We start from the raw sequence: 16,623 nt of genomic DNA on the forward strand, positions 1-16,623 counted from the left end.
TTTTATGGCAAAGATTCTAGTTCCGCTTGGAAAAGGGTTTGAAGAGTTAGAGGCAATTTCTATTATTGATGTACTAAGAAGGGCAGGTTGTCAAGTAATCATAGCTAGTTTAAAGGACAATTTAGAGGTTTTATCTCAAGGCGGAGTGAAGATTATTGCAGATGTTGATGTTTCCAAAGTCGAAGCAATCAAAATAGATGCTGTTGTTTTTCCGGGTGGTTGGGAAGGAACGGAGAATCTTATTGAGTGCAAAGAGCTTAGAGAGCTTGTTTTGGAAATGGATTCTCAAAGAAAAATAATCGCGGCAATCTGTGCTGCACCTTATGCGCTTTTTAAAATGGGCGTTTTGAAAAATAGAAATTTTACTTGCTATCCTAGCATTGAAAAAATGATAGATAATCCTAATTATCAAGATTCTAAAAATGTTATTCACGATGAAAATATTATTACTTCAAAAGGACCAGCGACGGCTTTAGAGTTTGCATATTATCTAGTAAAAACCCTTGTTTCGTCTCAAAAAGAAAAGGAAGTCAAAGAAGGGATGTTGTTTATTTGAAGTTTTTTAAAGTAGGTATTTTATTTGCTATTATTGGATTATTATTAGCAGGTTGTTTGGCGGGGTATAGAAATCTAATTTACAATCCTCAAAACATTACCAAAGAACAAGTTGTTAAGGAAGTTATCCATAATGCTTTGGAAACCACTGTAAGTGAGGTTTTGGACACACAAGAACCTATCACAAAAACCATCTCCATAGAAAATATTATTAAAAATCTTAAAACCCATTTTGAGCAGGTTGTAACACAATTGGTCCAAAAAGCTGCAAAAAATTGGGGTAAAGATAATGCTGTAACAGCCTCTCAAGAAGTGTATGTAAAATATACAGATTCTTATCTTTCTAAAGCAGAAGTTGATTTTTCAAAAGGAATAATTTCTGTTGCGACTTTGGATACAAAGGATCCCAAAAAGGCACTACACAAAGCAATTGTTGCAACTCTGCTAACTCCAGAAGATCCAGAAAAAGTGGATTTGTATTCAGATAAAGAGATTACTTATAGCGGCAAGCCTTATTTGGCAAATTTAGTAAAAGACAATGAAGGTGTAGTGGTATTGTATCCTTGGAGGGCGAATCGCTATGCAACTTATTTGATTGACAATGCTTTGAAAACTAAAGATATCACAGAAGATGGAAAAACCAAAAAAGTGTATTATGTGCAATTTAATATGGTTGCAGATAGAGAAATACAAAGCGAGCATAAATATGGCGAATATGTTGCACTTTATGCAAAAGAATATCAATTAGAGCAGGCTTTAATTTTTGCTATTATCAAAACAGAGAGTAGTTTTAACCCCTATGCAGTAAGTCATATTCCCGCATATGGTCTTATGCAAGTCGTGCCTGCAAGTGCGGGGAGAGATGTTTATAAGGCACTCAATGATAAAGATGGAGTCCCTACAAAAGAGATGCTTTTTACGCCAAAAATTAATATTCAATACGGTTCAACTTATTTAAATATTCTCTTCACTCGTTATCTAAAGGGGATTAATAACTCCCTCTCTCATGAATATTGTGTGATTGCAGCGTATAATACAGGTAGTGGAAATGTGCTTTCAGTTTTTCACAGCGATAGAAAAAAAGCAATAGAAGTCATTAATTCTATGACCTCCTCTGAAGTGTATCGGAAACTTCGAACTTCTTTGAAATATGAAGAAGCACGCAACTACTTACTTAAAGTTACAAATGCCAAGAAAGAATTTCAACAGACTGCTACAAATACACAGGATTCTGGGATTTTGCTTAGTGTGAGATAATGGAAGTTTTTGAGATTGCTCAAGCCCCAAAATCTTGTGGTTATTTGGAAGGGATAGAAGCCAAATATCGTTATCTTTATATCAAAGAATGTAGCAAAGAGTTTTATGATTTGCTGCTTCAAAGAGGTTGGAGAAGGTTTGGGAATTATTTTTTTGTCCCTATGTGTGAAGGTTGTGAATCTTGCATTTCAATCAGGCAAGATTGCGAGGCATTTAGTTTTTCAAAATCTCAACAAAGAATCCTAAAAAATCCTTTGACTTTGGAAATTTCAAAGCCAAGAGTAAGCAAAGAGCATTTGGAATTGTATGATAAATACCATTGTGTGATGAATTCCAAAAAAGGTTGGCAATATCAAGGCATTTCTTTGGAATCTTATTATGATACTTTTGTTAGGGGGTATGAGGATTTTGGCTATGAATTTTGTTATTATTTTGAAGGGCATTTAGTGGGTGTTGCATTGGTGGATATATTGGATAATGCAATTTCTGCGGTTTATTGTTATTATGATCATAATTTTGCCAAATATTCTATTGGTAGCTATTCTATCCTTAAGCAAATCGCAATTGCAAAAGAGTATAATATTAAATACTTTTATCCCGGATATTGGATAAAAAACCATTATTCTATGGGCTATAAAGAGAAATTTAAACCCTTTGAGATTCTTATTAATCGACCGAATTTAAATGAAGAGGCTATTTGGAAAAAGGAGGAATCTTGCATTACACAAACTTAATTTCACAACTCTTTGAAAAAATTTCACATTTTGCTTTTTATCCTAAAATACAAATTTTAATCAACAAATTTTATATTAGAATCTTCAATATTAATATGGAAGAGTTTGATACTTTGCAGAGTTATCCTACATTAAATGCACTTTTTACGCGCTCACTGGTAAAAATGAGAAGCTTTGATAAAAGTGAAGTGGCAATGATCGCACCTTGTGATTCTGTGGTTATGGAAAGTGGAGTGTGCAAGGAAAATCTTGCAATGCAGATTAAAGGAAAAAGCTATAAAATCGATGATTTTATTCATCACAAAATAGATGAGAATTTCTTTTATGTTAATTTTTATCTCTCTCCTAGTGATTACCATAGATTCCATGCACCAGTTGATTTGTGGGTGAAAAAAATTGCGTTTATACAAGGATTGCTTTTGCCGGTCAATGAAAGGTCGCTTTATAAAAATGAGAATCTATTCATCAAAAATAAAAGGGTGGTTTTAGAATGTGAAGATGAGTTTGGTAATGACTTGTATTATGTGGCTGTTGGGGCATTAAATGTGGGGAAAATCCAAATTAATTTAGAATCTAAAATCGCTAATTTAAAAGAAAGTGAAAGTTTTTGTTATGAAAAGCCGATATTTGTCAAAAAGGGTGATGAATTAGGCTGTTTTCAAATGGGTTCTACAATAGTGATGTTTTCTAAAAATTGGGAGTATAACCTAAAGATAAAAGAAAAAGTGCTTTTTGGGCAACAAATCGCGAAATACAAAGGATAAACAATGCAAGCAAGAATCAAAGAATTGTTAAAAAAACACGATGTTTTATTGGTGGCACATTATTACCAACGCGATGAGGTTGTGGAGATTGCTGATTTGAGTGGTGATAGTTTGGAGCTGGCTAAAAAAGCCTCTTGCAGTCCTCATCAAAATGTGCTTTTTTGTGGTGTTGGGTTTATGGGACAGAGTGTGAAGATACTCTCGCCTTCTAAACGCGTATTTATGCCAAAAATTGCTTGTTGCTCTATGGCAAGAATGATTGATGATACCTATTTTGATAAGTCAATTGAGAAATTAAAAGAATATGGAATTAATGAGATTTTTCCTGTCACTTATATCAACTCAAATGCAGAGGTTAAGGCTAAAGTGGCAGAATTGGGAGGTGTGGTTTGCACGAGTGCGAATGCTGCTAAAATTATGGATTATGCCCTAAAACAAAAGAAAAAGATTTTTTTCTTGCCTGATAGGTGTTTGGGGCAGAATCTTGCTATGCAAAATGGTTTGAAAAGTGCAGTTTTGGGCGTGGATTCTAAGGAAGTGGTTTTGGAAGCAGATGTGATTTGTTATGATGGATTTTGTTCAGTTCATCAGCTTTTTACTCCAGAAGATATTGATTTTTATCGTGAGAAATATGAGGGGATTTTGGTAGCAGTGCATCCAGAATGCACTCCAGAAGTGGTGAAAAAGGCAGATTTTGTTGGCTCTACAAGTCAAATTATTCAGTATGTTCAAAGTCTCAAACCTAGTCAAAAAGTGGTTGTTGGCACAGAATTTAATTTGGTTAATCGCCTAAGAAAGCCACACAATGGAATCCAAAATACTTTTGTATTATCTTCAACAAAGCCCGAATGTCCTACAATGAATGAAACAACTTTGCAAGATGTTTTAAGCGTTTTGGAGGCATTAGAGAGTGGAAAACCCTATAATGAGATTCTATTAAGCCAAGAAGTGGCTATAAAAGCCAAAAAGGCTTTAGATAAAATGTTAGAGCTTTCATAAAGGAGATTTAAATGGAGATTTTGTTAGATGATTTTTTAAAGGCGGTTTTAAAAGAGGATATTGGCAGGGGTGATTTGTATTCTAAGATAGAGAATAATATTCAAGTTGAAAGCTATATTTTGGCAAAAGAAAGCGGGATTTTATCAGGCAGGATTTATGTAGAGAGGCTGTGTAAGTTGCTAGGAATTGAAGTGAATTTTGTCATCAAAGATGGAATGGAATTTAAAAAGGGTTCAAAATTGGCTACTTTTAGTGGCAAAATGAGCGAGATTCTAAGTGCAGAGCGTGTGATTTTGAATCTTTTGCAGCATTCAAGTGGTATTGCAACGCTTACAAGAAAGTATATTGATGCAATGCAAGATAGCCCTTGTGTGCTTTTGGATACGCGTAAAACTCGTCCTTTGCTTAGAGAGTTTGAAAAGTATTCGACTTGTAATGGAGGGGCGGTGAATCATCGCCTTGGTTTAGATGATTGTTTGATGTTAAAAGACACTCATCTTTCAAGAATTTTATCTTTGAAGAAATTTATTCAAGAGATTAGAAAAAAGATTCCTTTTACAACCAAAATTGAAGTAGAATGCGAGAATCTTTTGCAGGCAAAAGAAGCCTTGGAATCTAAAATTGATATTTTAATGTGCGATAATATGGATATACCTACAATCACAGAAGTAGTAAAAATGCGTGATGAAATCGCACCTAATGTATTGTTAGAAGCAAGTGGGAACATTACTCTAGCAAATATTCAAGAATATGCCAAAAGTGGTGTAGATGCTATCTCAAGTGGAGCTATTATCCATCAAGCAACTTGGTTGGATATGAGTATGAAGATTGATTAGAGGTTTTTGGATAGGGAGTATAGGCTTGGAGTATGCAAGATAGAGAAAAGGCTTTTATCAAAACATTAGCTCAAAGCAAATCTACCTTTGGAATAGGTGATGATGGGGTTTTGCTTGGTGATTTTGTGGTGGCAAATGATGCCTTTTTTGAAGGGGTGCATTTTAAGAGAGAATGGGGAAGTTTGGAATCTCTTATCCAAAAATCTTTTTTGGTGAATCTCTCGGATATTTATGCGATGAATGCGATTCCAAAATATGCGTTACTCACTCTTTGTATTCCAAAAGATTTTAAAGAAGCTCGAGAGTTAGCAAGGGTATTTAGCAGAGTAGCAGAGAAGTTTGGGGTAAAAATTGTTGGGGGAGATACTATTGTAGGGGAGAAATTACAGATTGCACTAACGATTTTGGGGGAAAAACAAAAAAAAACACTTTTTAGAAAAAAGATTCAAAAAGGCGATTTTCTAGCCTATCTTAGTCCAAGAAGTCCCTTGAATCTAGCACCAAAACAAGCTTTTGGGAAAAACTTGAGGGCTTTAAAATATGCGTTGAGATTCAATCAAATCTCCAAAAATAGCCGATTTGAGTGTCCGCTTGTGTATCCTAAGATGATTTTTGCATTCAATGATGTTGCAAAAGCTGGAATGGATATTTCAGATGGAATCTTTGTAGAATTAGGGAGGCTTGGGCAGATAAATAAGGTAGATTTTGAGCTTTTGAAGCCTAAGGGTGAGTGGTTTTATTCACCTGAAGAATACCAAATGCTTTATGCTTTGAGTGCTAAAAATCTCAAAAAAGCACAGAATCTTGCAAAGAAATTTCGCCATCATCTTGTGATTTTTGCTAGGACAAAGAGGGGCAAATATCAATCATTAAAGAAAAATTGGCATTGTTAAATGGGTTTAAATATCCATAGAATCAAAAAAACCAAAGTATAAAATCAAAAATCCTCTAAAAAAGCGTTGAAAAGTGGTGGTTTGTAAAATTTATCAATTGATTTTGGATTCTTGAATTTTTGATTTGAGTTTGTGGTTGGGTTTTTTTTGGGATTGCAATTTGGAGTTTTTGAGGAATAAATAATTGGGTTGTTGGTTTTTTGGATTCTAAATTTCAATAAAAAGTAAAATTTATTTTAAAATTTATAAAGTTTTTTAAAAAATCCGATATAGAATTTATAAATTTTATTATTTTAGGCAATAAAAATGTTTAAAACTTTTGTTGGTTTAGTATTGTCTCTAGTCTTGGTAACTTCGCTTTTTGGAGAGGTGAAAGTAGGGGAAACTCTAAGTGGAGAGAAGGCTAAAGAATCTAAAATGGCTCCAAAAGGATTGAAAACTTTCGCCATAGAAGATTATAATCTTTTAGCTAGTGGAAGTTCATCGGTAGTTAGTTTGGAAGATTTTGATATTTATTATGATGTGAATATTTTAAATATTATTATGATTGATTTTAGAAATACTAGGCAAGGAGCTTGGGAATGATAACTTTGAATAATGGATTAAGTTTGTCTTTTGCGACAAATTTGGCTTTAGAAGCTAAAAAAGATTCAAATGGGACTAGTTTATCGGCTATTGCTGGAAACAATCATATAGAAATAAATGATGAAACTCTTAAAAAACACGAATTGCAAATGAAGACTGATGCAATATTAAATGGAACAAGATCGTATTTTATGGGAGTTTTAATCGCCATGATAAAGCAATAAAGGACCCAGTGTTTGGCTATTATAGAACTACAGAGAGAACCTCGCTTTTTAAGGAGACAAGTCAGCTAAATGACTATGGTAGAAGTAATATCCTAAAAACGCCGGTGGGAGATATGGAGGTGTTTTTGGATTTGGATGGAGATAATGACAAATATGGAGTGGGCAAATTAAAAAGTATGGGGCAGTTGCTAAATCTTGATGTCAATCGCGATGGAATCCTAAATAGAGAAGATGACTATTTTGATAAATTAAAGCTTAGGGGGTATAACTCTAAGGGTGAAGAGGTGGTTTTAAAATTTACTGATGTTTTTAAGGATTATGATTTAACGCGTTTTGTGGAAAAAAGAAAATTCTCTAATCAAACTTGGAGTGATGCAGAGAATCCGCTAAAGGGTGGAAGCAATAAAGGAACAAATTATCGGGCAATGCACCAAATAGAAAATGGCACTGCATTTTTTCGTCCAGAGGAAAGCTATAAGAAAATTGATGGGGATGTGCTAAAAGCACTTTTTGAAGCTTATGGTGATGAAGATGGTTGGATTACGATTATGAATGAACAGCCTTTTGATCCTTTTCATCCAAATGATCCTTATGGTCCATCAATGGATAATGTGAATCTTTTTGGAGTAAATGGACTTTTCCATAATTTTGCCTATGCTAAGAAAGGTTTAAATGGACAAACAAGGCTAGAATCTTTTAATATCTCACAAAATTTCTATGGTTATAAAGACAAAATGAGCAAGAGAGAGCTAATAGAGCGGTATGGTGGCACAAATGGCATTTCAAATGGGCAATATTCTTATTCTTGGGAGATGAGGCAAAGGTTTAATGCAATGTATGAGGACTACCATAGTGCTGATGCAACTTTTGCTAGCAAATTAGCCATAGAAAGATAGTTTCAAGTGGTTACAGGAGAGAAATTTACACAAAATAAATTTGAAGATTATTATAGGGGTATTAATGACCCGGTGGAAACTACGAAATATTTAGCGACTTTGAAAGATACTGATTCGGTGGTGGCAATGCGGTATAATGAAAATGGAAGTATTACTTTGAAGTTTAATTCTGGGAGAACTTTGAATGTTAATGAGTTGTATGGAGATATGGGAGAGTTTAATTTAAGTGATAGAAACAATAAAGAAATAAAGCAGATTGACACACAATTAGGAATCCCAACAGATAATGGAGTGGATAATCTTGCTTCTCAATTTGGAGTGATAAACAATGGAGAAATGAAGCCCTTAGCAGAACTTGGAGTGGAGTTTATCCAAAAAACAATTTTTGCTAATGGGCAAAATGCCTTTATCTTAACAACCGATGATGGTAAGGAAATGGTGGTGGAGAATCTCTATAAGATTCGCAGTGTGGAAGATATGGTGAGATTTGGGGAAATTGATGAGGAAGAGAAATTGAGAATCAAATACGAATGGGACGCATAAAATAAACTTTACAGAATCTTTACAAAGAGTGTAATTTCTTTTTACAAACACATTTTATACTTCTAAATATTTTTAAATTTAGGAGTTAATATGAAAAAATGTTTGTTAGGGATTTTGGCTGGTTGTATGCTTGGTGGTGTGCTAATGGCACAAGATATTTTTCCTATTTCAAGAGAAATGGGTTCTGGGACTAGGGGGGCATTTGTAGAGATTTTTGGAATCCAAAAAGAAGTAAGAAATAAAAAGGTTGATGCTACTACTCAAAAAGCAGAGGTTACAAACTCAACAGGAGTTATGATGACCACAGTTGCAAACTCTGCAAATTCTATTGGTTATATTTCACTTGGCTCTTTAAATGATACGATTAAAGCAGTTAGTATTGATGGGGTTAGCCCGAGTGTGCAAAATATCAATAACAAAACCTATGGGATTTCTCGCCCCTTTAATGTTGTTACAAAGGCTATGAATCCTGTGATTGAAGATTTTTTGAAATATGCCCTTTCAAAAGAGGCTAAAGGGATTGTAGAAAAAGCAGGATATATTTCAGTAGCAAAAGATTCTTATGTAAGCACAAAGCCAAGTGGCAAGATTATTATTGCAGGTTCTAGCTCTGTAACGCCTCTTATGGAAAAACTCAAAGAATCTTATGAAAAAATCAATCCAAATGTAGAAATTGAGATTCAACAATCTGATTCAACAACTGGTGTAAATTCTGTGGTAGAAGGAATTGCTGATATTGGTATGGCTTCACGCGAGATTAAAGAGAGTGAATTAAAAAAGGGAATTAACGCTCAAGTGTTGGCTATCGATGGATTGGCTGTGATTGTAAATAAAGAAAATCCTATTAGTAATCTCAAAAAAGAGGATGTAAGAAAGATTTTCTTAGGTGAAATTACAAGCTGGGAACAAGTAAAATAATGATATCAAAAGAAAAGTTTTTTCAAGGGATTTTTGCATTTTGTGCAATCATTTCCACTCTTGCAGTGGGAATGATTTGTATTTTTTTATTTGGGAATGCAATCCCTACAATTCATGAAATCGGATTTATTCATTTTATTTTTGGAATGGATTGGTATCCAACTGAGGGTATTTTTGGAATCTTTCCTATGATTGTGGGGAGTATTTATGTAACGGCGTTGGCGATTTTTATTGGTGTGCCTATTGGGGTTTTAAGTGCAATTTATCTTTCTGCCTTTTGTCCTAAAAAGCTCAAAAAATACATAATGCCAGCAGTGGAGCTGCTAGGAGCTATTCCTTCAGTTGTTTATGGATTTTTTGGGCTTGTTGTTGTAGTGCCAATTTTGGCGGATATTTTTAGTGGCATACCCGGAAAAAGCGTTTTGGCTGCCTCTATTATTTTGGCAATTATGATTCTTCCAACAATTATTCTAGTTTCAAAAGCAGCTTTAGATTCTGTTCCAAAAAGTTATTGTGAGGGTGCATTGGCACTTGGTGCAAGCAAAGAAAGAAGCGTTTTTTTTGCTAGTCTTCCTGCGGCAAAAAGTGGGATTCTTTCTTCTATAATTTTGGGAGTTGGGAGAGCTATTGGGGAAGCAATGGCTGTGATTATGGTAGCAGGCAATCAGGTGCAAATTCCAGAGAGTGTCTTAGATGGAGTGAGGACGCTTACTACAAATATTGTGCTTGAAATGGGCTATGCGACAGATTTACACAAGGAAGTTTTGATTGCTAATGCGGTAGTTTTGTTTGTGTTTATTTTGCTTATCAATGCTTGCTTTAATGCGTTAAAAAGGGAGGTAAAATGAAAAAAGCTAGAGTTGATTATCTCTCTATTTGTTTGTCTTGGTTGTTGAAAATATCGATGTTTAGCACTTTGTTTGTTTTTTTTGTTTTGATTGGTTTTATCTTTTATAAGGGAGTGATGTATCTTTCTTGGGATTTGTTTGCTTGGGAATATACGAGCGAAAATGTCTCGATGATGCCTGCCATCATTAATACAATTAATATGGTGCTTTTTTCACTTCTAATTGCACTTCCATTGGGGATTTTTGGTGCGATTTTTTTGAGTGAATATGGGAATAAAAAAAGTCGATTATTAAATCTTATCAGGGTTGCTTCAGATACTTTGGTTGGGATTCCTAGTATTGTGTATGGATTGTTTGGGTATTTGGCATTTGTAATTTATTTTGGGTTTAGAACAAGTTTTATAGCGGGTGTTTTAACGCTTTCTATTATGATTTTGCCTTTGATTCTTAGGAGTTCTGAAGAGGCATTAAGAAGTGTTCCTATGAGTTTTAGAGAGGCAAGTTTTGCTTTGGGGGCTGGTAAATTAAGGACGATATTTGCGATTATCGTCCCTGCTGCGATTCCGGGAATTTTGGCAGGGGTAATTTTGAGTATCGGGCGGATTGTTGGAGAGAGTGCGGCATTGCTTTATACTTCAGGAAGTGTAGCAAAAGTGGCTGGAATGATGGATTCTGGGAGAACTTTGAGTGTGCATATGTATGCTATTTCTAGCGAAGGACAACACATTAATCAAGCTTATAGCACAGCGATGATTTTAATTTTAATTGTGCTTGTGATTAATATCGTATCAAACTTGATAGCAAAGAAACTTACTAAAGGGTCATTATGAAAAATGTTTGTTTTGAAATAAAAAAAATGAATTTATATTATGGGAATTTTTTGGCACTAAAAAATATTAATATGCAGATTAATAAAGGAAAGGTAACGGCTTTTATAGGTCCTAGTGGGTGTGGAAAATCTACTTTTATAAAAAGTCTAAATCGAATGAATGATTTAATTGAGGATTGCAAGATTGAGGGAAAGATTCTCTTTGATGGTAAAAATATTTATAAGGATTATGATGTAAATATCTTACGCAAACGCGTGGGTATGGTGTTTCAAAAGCCAAATCCTTTTCCTATGAGTATTTATGATAATATCGCATTTGGTCCAAGAACGCATGGGATTAAAAAGAAGTCCAAATTAGATGATATTGTGGAGCAGAGTCTAAAAGATGCGGCTTTGTGGGAAGATTTGAAAGATAGATTGGATAAGAATGCTTTGGGGCTTAGTGGGGGGCAACAGCAGAGATTGTGCATTGCTAGGACTTTGGCGGTGAATCCTGAAGTGATTTTGATGGATGAACCTACAAGTGCATTGGATCCTATATCGACTTTAAAGATTGAAGAATTGATTATGAGATTAAAAAAGGAATATACTATTATTATTGTTACCCATAATATGCAACAAGCCGCTAGAATATCAGACCAAACTGCCTTTTTTCTACTAGGTGAAGTGATAGAATATGATGATACTAGCAAAATTTTCAATAAACCAAAAGATAAGAAAACACAAGATTATATTAGTGGAAGATTTGGATAATATGATAAAATTTGTTTCAAAAATGAGGTGCTTTTTTGATTTATGTATTAGAAGATGATAATTCAATTTTGGAACTTATTTTGTATGCTTTGAAATCTCAAAATATAGAGGCTAAGGGGTTTAGTGAGCCTTTAGCCTTGCAAGAAGCTATCAAAGAAGAGATTCCCCAAATTCTTATTTTAGATGTGATGTTGCCGGGTATTAGCGGGTTTGAAATTTTAAGAGAAATTAAAAATAGCGAAAAAACAAAGGGAATTGCTGTTTTGATGCTAAGTGCTTTAAATAGCGAATTAGATAAAGTAAAAGGGCTAGATTGTGGAGCAGATGATTATATTACAAAGCCTTTTGGGGTTATGGAATTTCTAGCTAGAATCCGAGCTTTATTGCGTAGAGTAGAGACAAAAAAAGATGAAATTATTTTTGGGGAGTTGGAGTATTCTAGTGTCAAACATAGTGTTACATTAAGAGGGAAAAAAGTGGATTTAACACTAAAAGAATTTGAGATTCTTGGGCTATTGCTGAAAAATATTCAACGCGCATTTAGCCGAGATGAGATTTTGGAAATATTGTGGGGCGATAGCTATAATGCAGAAAGTCGCAGAGTGGATATTCATATTAAAACATTGCGTCAAAAGTTGGGGGATTTTGGAGAGCATATTAAAACTATTCGCGGCATTGGTTATCAATTTTCAAGAGAGATTTAGAATTTAATGCAAAAAAAGATTTTTTATTCTATTTTCAGTGCTTGTCTTTGTTTGCTGATTTTTGTGAATATATTTTTTGTGTTTGCCCTAGAGGGATTTTTGCAAAAAGAAATGTTTATACAATTAGAAAAACAAGCAAAAGCAATCCAGCCCTATATTCATAAAATATTGCAAAAAGATACCGATGATTTTTTTGAATTTTTGACAAAAAATCATTATCGCTTGAGCGTGATTAGTGCTAATGGAAAGGTATTGTATGATAATCAAGCAGATATTGGCAAAATGGAGAATCATTCCAAAAGAGAAGAGATAAAAAATGCTATTGCAAATGGGGATTCAAAGATAGTCCGCTATTCTAATACTTTGAAAGAAAAGACATTTTATTATGCGTTATTTTTAAAAGAGCAAAATGTTGTTTTGAGGCTTTCAAATACGCAAGAATATATTGTGGGATTGTTTGGGGAGTTTATACCTTATTTTGTGTTTGAAATTCTTGTATTGCTTGTTGTTTTGTATTTGCTAGCAAAGATTCTTACCAAAATGATTTTAAAGCCGATTTTAGAGATTGATTTGGAGCATTTGAGCGAAGATTCATTGTATGGTGAGTTGCATAGTTTTGTAAAAAAAATTAAAGATCAAAACAAAACAATTAAAAACCAGTTTAAGCATTTGAAACAAAAGCGACAAGAAATGCTTTTATTGACTGAAAATATGAGTGATGGGCTGATTTTGTTAAATCGGCATGGAAGTATTTTAAATATCAATAAAAGCGCACAAGCGTATTTTGCTAATCTTGAGGGAATTAGTAGTATTTATCAATTAGAAGATTCTAGATTTTTAAAAATTGCTTTAGAGTATTTGAAGGAATTTAAAAAAAATAAAAAACGGGATAATAAAATTTTGCAAATGCAGCTTTTGGGGTATGAGTGTGAGGTGGTTTTTTCACCTATTTTTTCAAAAAATGAGAAGTTTAAAGGAATGGTGATTGTTTTGCGTAATATTACAGAAAAGAAGCTTGCACAGAATCTGCGTAAAGAATTTAGTGCAAATGTAACGCATGAGCTAAAAACCCCTTTGACTTCTATTTTGGCTAGTAGTGAAATGATAAAAAATGGTCTGGTGGCAAAAGAGGATTTGCCTGAATTTATTGATAAAATAGCCTTAGAATCTAAAAGGCTTTTGGAAATGATTGATGAAATTTTGAAAATATCTTTTTTGGATGAATGCGATGAGGAAGTATTAAAAAGAAATAGAATCAATCTTAAAAATATGGTTTTAAATGTTATCAAAAGATTGCAGCTAGTGGCACAAAAGAATGATATAGCAATCATTCCAAAATTAGAGGATTGTTCTATTGTGGGTGTTAATGAGCTTTTGGAGAATCTTATTTTTAATCTTTGTGATAATGCGATTAAATATAACAAAAAAGGTGGATTTGTTGAGATTGTCTTAGAGAAATTGCCTAATGAGGTGGTTTTTAGGGTTAAAGATAGTGGAGTTGGGATTCCAAAAGAGTATTTATCCCGAATCTTTGAGCGGTTTTTTTGCGTAGATAAGGGTAGGAGTAAAAAGCTTGGGGGCAGTGGGCTTGGATTGTCTATTGTTAAATCAGCTTTGAAATATAATAATGCACAAATTGAAGTAAAAAGTGAAGTTGGCGTTGGTAGTGAGTTTATTGTGCATTTTAAAATTTGAAAATAAAGATAATTTATGAGGATTTAAAAAAACTACAAATATCTATCTCTAGGGCTTTAGAGATTTTATATAAATGTTCTAAATTGAAATGTTTTCCATATCTACAACATTCGCAATTTGAATAAAATGCTACGGATTTAATTCCGATTTCTAATGCTAAATCTAATTGCGAGATTCCTTTTTCTTCTCTTATATTTCTAATGGTTTTGGAGATATTTTGATAAAAGTTCAAGATTTCTTCTTCTGTGGCATTACCTAGTTGATTGTCCATCTTTAATTTATCCTATAGGATTAAATTTTATTTAAATTTACAATGTTATAATGCTAGTTTCTATATCCTATAGGATAAATTTATTGAAAAGGTTCAATGATGAAAAAGATATTTATTGCATTATTAATGGCGGTTTCTACTAATTTTTGCTTAGCGGCTGATGATGAGTTGGCAAATGATATTAAGAACAAGGCTATTGATATAGGGTTTGGTGCAATTAGTGGATTTTTATCTGGAAAAAGTAGTGAAGAAATTACTAAAGATGCTAAGGAACAAGCTATTGATGCCACTAAAGAAACAGCTGATAAAAAGCTTAATGAGATGAAAAAGTAGTAAATCCCCCTAATTTGTGGGGGGATATTATTTGTTGTATTTTGCTGGCAATTTCATCCATTGCTTTGCAGAGCGTTTTGTGATTTCCAAGGTTGCATCCATTCCTCCTGCAAGCGAGAAAAGCCAAAATTTGTGTGCATAAAGCCAATCAATTTGTTTTACTTGTTTTTCAATAAGAGTTTTAATCGGTCTTACAGCGATTTTTGCAAACTCTAATTCTTGATGCACGATATAAGATTGCACCGCATCAGAGAAAACTTTGATAAAAGTATCTTCTTGGAACAAAAGTTTAACATCATCAATTTCTTCGATGAGTTTATCCATTTTTTTGAAATTAATTTTTTCGAGTTTATTTTCTTTATTGAGGCGTTCTAGCTCTTCTGTCATTTTGACAACTTTTAAGAAAATTTTTTCTACTTCCTTTTTTCTTTTGTAGCCATAATCCAAAAATTCTTTAATTTTGGTTTGGATATGTTTTTGGTTGGCTTTGATTTGCTCTTTTGTTGGTGGAGTTAGTTTGATTTCTTTTTTTGGGATTTTTGGGAGAGTTTTTAGAATCTCTTCAAAAGGGATTTCTTTGGTCCCTGCTATCCTTGCTCCACCTTCTGTAGAATTGATAACTTCTAAGTTATAAGGGGTTTCTGCAATATCTTTTTCAAAAAAATTCAAAAACATTTTCCACACAGAAGTGGTTTCCACCATTTCATTTCCACCATAAGCTGGGACTAGAATCTTTTCAGATTCATTTTCTTTGCGTTTGTATTGGGTTTCATTTTCTCCAAAAATCGCATCTTTAGAGTGGGTTTTGCCATCTTTTGAAAAAGCTAAATCTTGCCCTATAAAAATACATCTTTCAAATCTTGAATGCACGACAATTTCATAAGCCATATTAGCCGCACTCATTCCAATTCCAGCATAGCCATAATCTTGCAAATCAAAGAATCTTGTATAGCCAAATGGACGCATACTAAAGGATTTAGTGCCTTGAGTGATTGCTTTTGTGGTGGCTTTATGCACAATGCTTGTGAGGGCAAAAATAATTCCTTTTTGTGCTTTTTTGGGAGTTTTGATGAAAAAATCTGCAGTTGGCTCTACGCGTTCTAGGGTTACTACAATATCGGGTTTTATTCCATGTTTGGTGAGAATAGGGAAAGAAGCATCAACTGAAATAATTGTAAGATAGGGTGCATATTGTTTTAAGAGCGGAAGTTGCTTGTATAAAGAAGGTCCTGTAGATACAATCACTGCTGTATCGCAGTTTTTTGCATGAGAGATGAGTTCTTTGAAGCTTGGAGTGGTAATCATTTCTGGGAGATTGTATATGTGATGTTCTAATCCGATAAGTGCATCTGTAGAATCATTTCCCACTGCAATCACATGGTGTTCTAAACTTCTTGTGATGATTGCATTTAATTCGAGGCATTCTTCTGTGTATGTGCCATAATAATTGTTGTAAATATGAAGGGTATAGATCCGAGAGTAAATCCATTGTCCCTCTTGTACAAGGTATTGATCTAGCTCACCAAAACTCGCTGTTTTAGTCCAAAAGATAAGCAATTTTTCATCTAAAATTTCTTGTTCAAAATCCACAAAATTAAGCGCAATATAAATTAGCTCTAATTCTGGTTCAAAAATAAAAAGTTTTTTGAGTGAGGAATTGTTGAGTAAAAATTTATGAAAGATTCCATTGCCCATACCAAAAAAATAAAAAAATGGATAAAGATTATAAGCTTCAAATTCTTTGATTTTTTGGGTAACTTCCACTAAAGGTTCTTGATGAAAAAGAGCGACTTTTCTTTCTTTGTCGTAGATATTAATATTTAGTGGATCTTTGCCGACATAAACTTCGTATTTTTGATTGGGCTCTAATATCTTGAGTTGTGCAGCAAGAAGTGGATTTTTTTGATAAAGTGCTTTTAGATTTTTTTCAAATCTTGGATTGGTATAATCTGACATAGGTTTCCTTCTATAAAGAGTATAAATAAG

At 33.6% G+C, this 16,623-nt stretch carries 20 protein-coding genes; 18 read left to right on the forward strand and 2 right to left on the reverse strand.

Annotation, left to right across the window (positions count from 1 at the left end):
* The first annotated feature begins 4 nt into the window (after nucleotides 1-4).
* The 17 genes from EL247_RS02405 to EL247_RS02485 all read left to right on the forward strand — a co-directional run bounded on the left by EL247_RS02405 (nucleotide 5) and on the right by EL247_RS02485 (nucleotide 14,033).
* Complete coding sequence (locus EL247_RS02405) at nucleotides 5-556, forward strand: DJ-1 family glyoxalase III (protein ID WP_126441940.1); 552 nt, start codon at nucleotides 5-7, stop codon at nucleotides 554-556.
* Complete coding sequence (locus EL247_RS02410; protein ID WP_060663110.1) at nucleotides 553-1,812, forward strand: murein transglycosylase domain-containing protein; 1,260 nt, start codon at nucleotides 553-555, stop codon at nucleotides 1,810-1,812. Before EL247_RS02405 ends, EL247_RS02410 begins: the two co-directional genes overlap by 4 nt.
* Nucleotides 1,812-2,546, forward strand: coding sequence for an arginyltransferase (locus EL247_RS02415; RefSeq protein WP_005022457.1), 735 nt, complete (start codon nucleotides 1,812-1,814; stop codon nucleotides 2,544-2,546). The genes EL247_RS02410 and EL247_RS02415 overlap by 1 nt, the downstream gene beginning before the upstream one ends.
* On the forward strand, nucleotides 2,528-3,310 hold the full coding sequence (locus EL247_RS02420; protein WP_115057039.1) for a phosphatidylserine decarboxylase: 783 nt from the start codon (nucleotides 2,528-2,530) through the stop codon (nucleotides 3,308-3,310). Before EL247_RS02415 ends, EL247_RS02420 begins: the two co-directional genes overlap by 19 nt.
* 3 nt (nucleotides 3,311-3,313) lie before the next feature.
* The gene (gene nadA, locus EL247_RS02425; protein ID WP_126441941.1) at nucleotides 3,314-4,309 is read left to right on the forward strand and encodes a quinolinate synthase NadA; all 996 of its coding nucleotides are present in this window, start codon (nucleotides 3,314-3,316) and stop codon (nucleotides 4,307-4,309) included.
* A gap of 11 nt (nucleotides 4,310-4,320) precedes the next feature.
* Entirely contained in the window at nucleotides 4,321-5,145 is an 825-nt protein-coding gene (nadC, locus tag EL247_RS02430; RefSeq protein WP_126441942.1) for a carboxylating nicotinate-nucleotide diphosphorylase, read from the forward strand.
* A gap of 32 nt (nucleotides 5,146-5,177) precedes the next feature.
* On the forward strand, nucleotides 5,178-6,038 hold the full coding sequence (locus tag EL247_RS02435) for a thiamine-phosphate kinase (RefSeq protein ID WP_126441943.1): 861 nt from the start codon (nucleotides 5,178-5,180) through the stop codon (nucleotides 6,036-6,038).
* 306 nt (nucleotides 6,039-6,344) lie between these two features.
* Nucleotides 6,345-6,623, forward strand: coding sequence for a hypothetical protein (locus EL247_RS02440; RefSeq protein WP_126441944.1), 279 nt, complete (start codon nucleotides 6,345-6,347; stop codon nucleotides 6,621-6,623).
* Nucleotides 6,620-6,847, forward strand: a complete 228-nt coding sequence (locus tag EL247_RS02445; RefSeq protein ID WP_104745946.1) for a hypothetical protein — start codon at nucleotides 6,620-6,622, stop codon at nucleotides 6,845-6,847. Before EL247_RS02440 ends, EL247_RS02445 begins: the two co-directional genes overlap by 4 nt.
* An 8-nt stretch (nucleotides 6,848-6,855) precedes the next feature.
* Nucleotides 6,856-7,743 carry a hypothetical protein gene (locus EL247_RS02450; protein WP_104745945.1) on the forward strand — a complete coding sequence of 296 codons (888 nt, stop codon included), beginning with the start codon at nucleotides 6,856-6,858 and terminating at the stop codon, nucleotides 7,741-7,743.
* A gap of 72 nt (nucleotides 7,744-7,815) precedes the next feature.
* On the forward strand, nucleotides 7,816-8,286 hold the full coding sequence (locus EL247_RS02455) for a hypothetical protein (protein ID WP_145961917.1): 471 nt from the start codon (nucleotides 7,816-7,818) through the stop codon (nucleotides 8,284-8,286).
* A 90-nt stretch (nucleotides 8,287-8,376) separates the two neighbouring features.
* Nucleotides 8,377-9,204, forward strand: coding sequence for a substrate-binding domain-containing protein (locus EL247_RS02460; RefSeq protein WP_104745943.1), 828 nt, complete (start codon nucleotides 8,377-8,379; stop codon nucleotides 9,202-9,204).
* Nucleotides 9,204-10,052: a phosphate ABC transporter permease subunit PstC gene (gene pstC, locus EL247_RS02465; protein WP_005022474.1), complete on the forward strand. Its 849-nt coding sequence runs from the start codon at nucleotides 9,204-9,206 to the stop codon at nucleotides 10,050-10,052. The genes EL247_RS02460 and pstC overlap by 1 nt, the downstream gene beginning before the upstream one ends.
* Nucleotides 10,049-10,882, forward strand: coding sequence for a phosphate ABC transporter permease PstA (pstA, locus tag EL247_RS02470; protein ID WP_054198310.1), 834 nt, complete (start codon nucleotides 10,049-10,051; stop codon nucleotides 10,880-10,882). Before pstC ends, pstA begins: the two co-directional genes overlap by 4 nt.
* Nucleotides 10,879-11,634 (forward strand): phosphate ABC transporter ATP-binding protein PstB, encoded by a 756-nt coding sequence (gene pstB, locus EL247_RS02475; protein ID WP_065829558.1) that lies wholly within the window; start codon nucleotides 10,879-10,881, stop codon nucleotides 11,632-11,634. The genes pstA and pstB overlap by 4 nt, the downstream gene beginning before the upstream one ends.
* 35 nt (nucleotides 11,635-11,669) lie before the next feature.
* Nucleotides 11,670-12,338, forward strand: coding sequence for a response regulator transcription factor (locus tag EL247_RS02480; protein ID WP_104745942.1), 669 nt, complete (start codon nucleotides 11,670-11,672; stop codon nucleotides 12,336-12,338).
* A 6-nt stretch (nucleotides 12,339-12,344) separates the two neighbouring features.
* Entirely contained in the window at nucleotides 12,345-14,033 is a 1,689-nt protein-coding gene (locus EL247_RS02485; protein ID WP_232019772.1) for an ATP-binding protein, read from the forward strand.
* A gap of 13 nt (nucleotides 14,034-14,046) precedes the next feature.
* Here the strand turns inward: EL247_RS02485 and EL247_RS02490 are convergent, their stop codons facing one another.
* Nucleotides 14,047-14,304, reverse strand: coding sequence for a helix-turn-helix domain-containing protein (locus EL247_RS02490; protein WP_005022479.1), 258 nt, complete (start codon nucleotides 14,302-14,304; stop codon nucleotides 14,047-14,049).
* Nucleotides 14,305-14,403: 99 nt separating this feature from the next.
* On the opposite strand from EL247_RS02490, the gene EL247_RS02495 reads away from it, so the two are divergent.
* Nucleotides 14,404-14,637 (forward strand): hypothetical protein, encoded by a 234-nt coding sequence (locus EL247_RS02495; RefSeq protein WP_232019773.1) that lies wholly within the window; start codon nucleotides 14,404-14,406, stop codon nucleotides 14,635-14,637.
* Between the two features lie 27 nt (nucleotides 14,638-14,664).
* Here EL247_RS02495 and EL247_RS02500 read toward each other — a convergent pair whose 3' ends face one another.
* Nucleotides 14,665-16,593, reverse strand: a complete 1,929-nt coding sequence (locus tag EL247_RS02500) for a motility associated factor glycosyltransferase family protein (RefSeq protein ID WP_104745940.1) — start codon at nucleotides 16,591-16,593, stop codon at nucleotides 14,665-14,667.
* Nucleotides 16,594-16,623: the final 30 nt, after the last annotated feature.

This window comes from Helicobacter pullorum, from assembly GCF_900638355.1.
Classification (GTDB): domain Bacteria; phylum Campylobacterota; class Campylobacteria; order Campylobacterales; family Helicobacteraceae; genus Helicobacter_D; species Helicobacter_D pullorum.

Coding starts and splice junctions, on each gene's coding strand:
- EL247_RS02405 (WP_126441940.1), top strand. CDS start 5: ATGGCAAAGATTCTAGTTCCGCTTGGAAAAGGGTTTGAAGAGTTAGAG.
- EL247_RS02415 (WP_005022457.1), top strand. CDS start 1,812: ATGGAAGTTTTTGAGATTGCTCAAGCCCCAAAATCTTGTGGTTATTTG.
- nadA (WP_126441941.1), top strand. CDS start 3,314: ATGCAAGCAAGAATCAAAGAATTGTTAAAAAAACACGATGTTTTATTG.
- nadC (WP_126441942.1), top strand. CDS start 4,321: ATGGAGATTTTGTTAGATGATTTTTTAAAGGCGGTTTTAAAAGAGGAT.
- EL247_RS02435 (WP_126441943.1), top strand. CDS start 5,178: ATGCAAGATAGAGAAAAGGCTTTTATCAAAACATTAGCTCAAAGCAAA.
- EL247_RS02440 (WP_126441944.1), top strand. CDS start 6,345: ATGTTTAAAACTTTTGTTGGTTTAGTATTGTCTCTAGTCTTGGTAACT.
- EL247_RS02445 (WP_104745946.1), top strand. CDS start 6,620: ATGATAACTTTGAATAATGGATTAAGTTTGTCTTTTGCGACAAATTTG.
- EL247_RS02460 (WP_104745943.1), top strand. CDS start 8,377: ATGAAAAAATGTTTGTTAGGGATTTTGGCTGGTTGTATGCTTGGTGGT.
- pstC (WP_005022474.1), top strand. CDS start 9,204: ATGATATCAAAAGAAAAGTTTTTTCAAGGGATTTTTGCATTTTGTGCA.
- pstA (WP_054198310.1), top strand. CDS start 10,049: ATGAAAAAAGCTAGAGTTGATTATCTCTCTATTTGTTTGTCTTGGTTG.
- pstB (WP_065829558.1), top strand. CDS start 10,879: ATGAAAAATGTTTGTTTTGAAATAAAAAAAATGAATTTATATTATGGG.
- EL247_RS02485 (WP_232019772.1), top strand. CDS start 12,345: ATGCAAAAAAAGATTTTTTATTCTATTTTCAGTGCTTGTCTTTGTTTG.
- EL247_RS02490 (WP_005022479.1), bottom strand. CDS start 14,304: ATGGACAATCAACTAGGTAATGCCACAGAAGAAGAAATCTTGAACTTT.
- EL247_RS02495 (WP_232019773.1), top strand. CDS start 14,404: ATGAAAAAGATATTTATTGCATTATTAATGGCGGTTTCTACTAATTTT.
- EL247_RS02500 (WP_104745940.1), bottom strand. CDS start 16,593: ATGTCAGATTATACCAATCCAAGATTTGAAAAAAATCTAAAAGCACTT.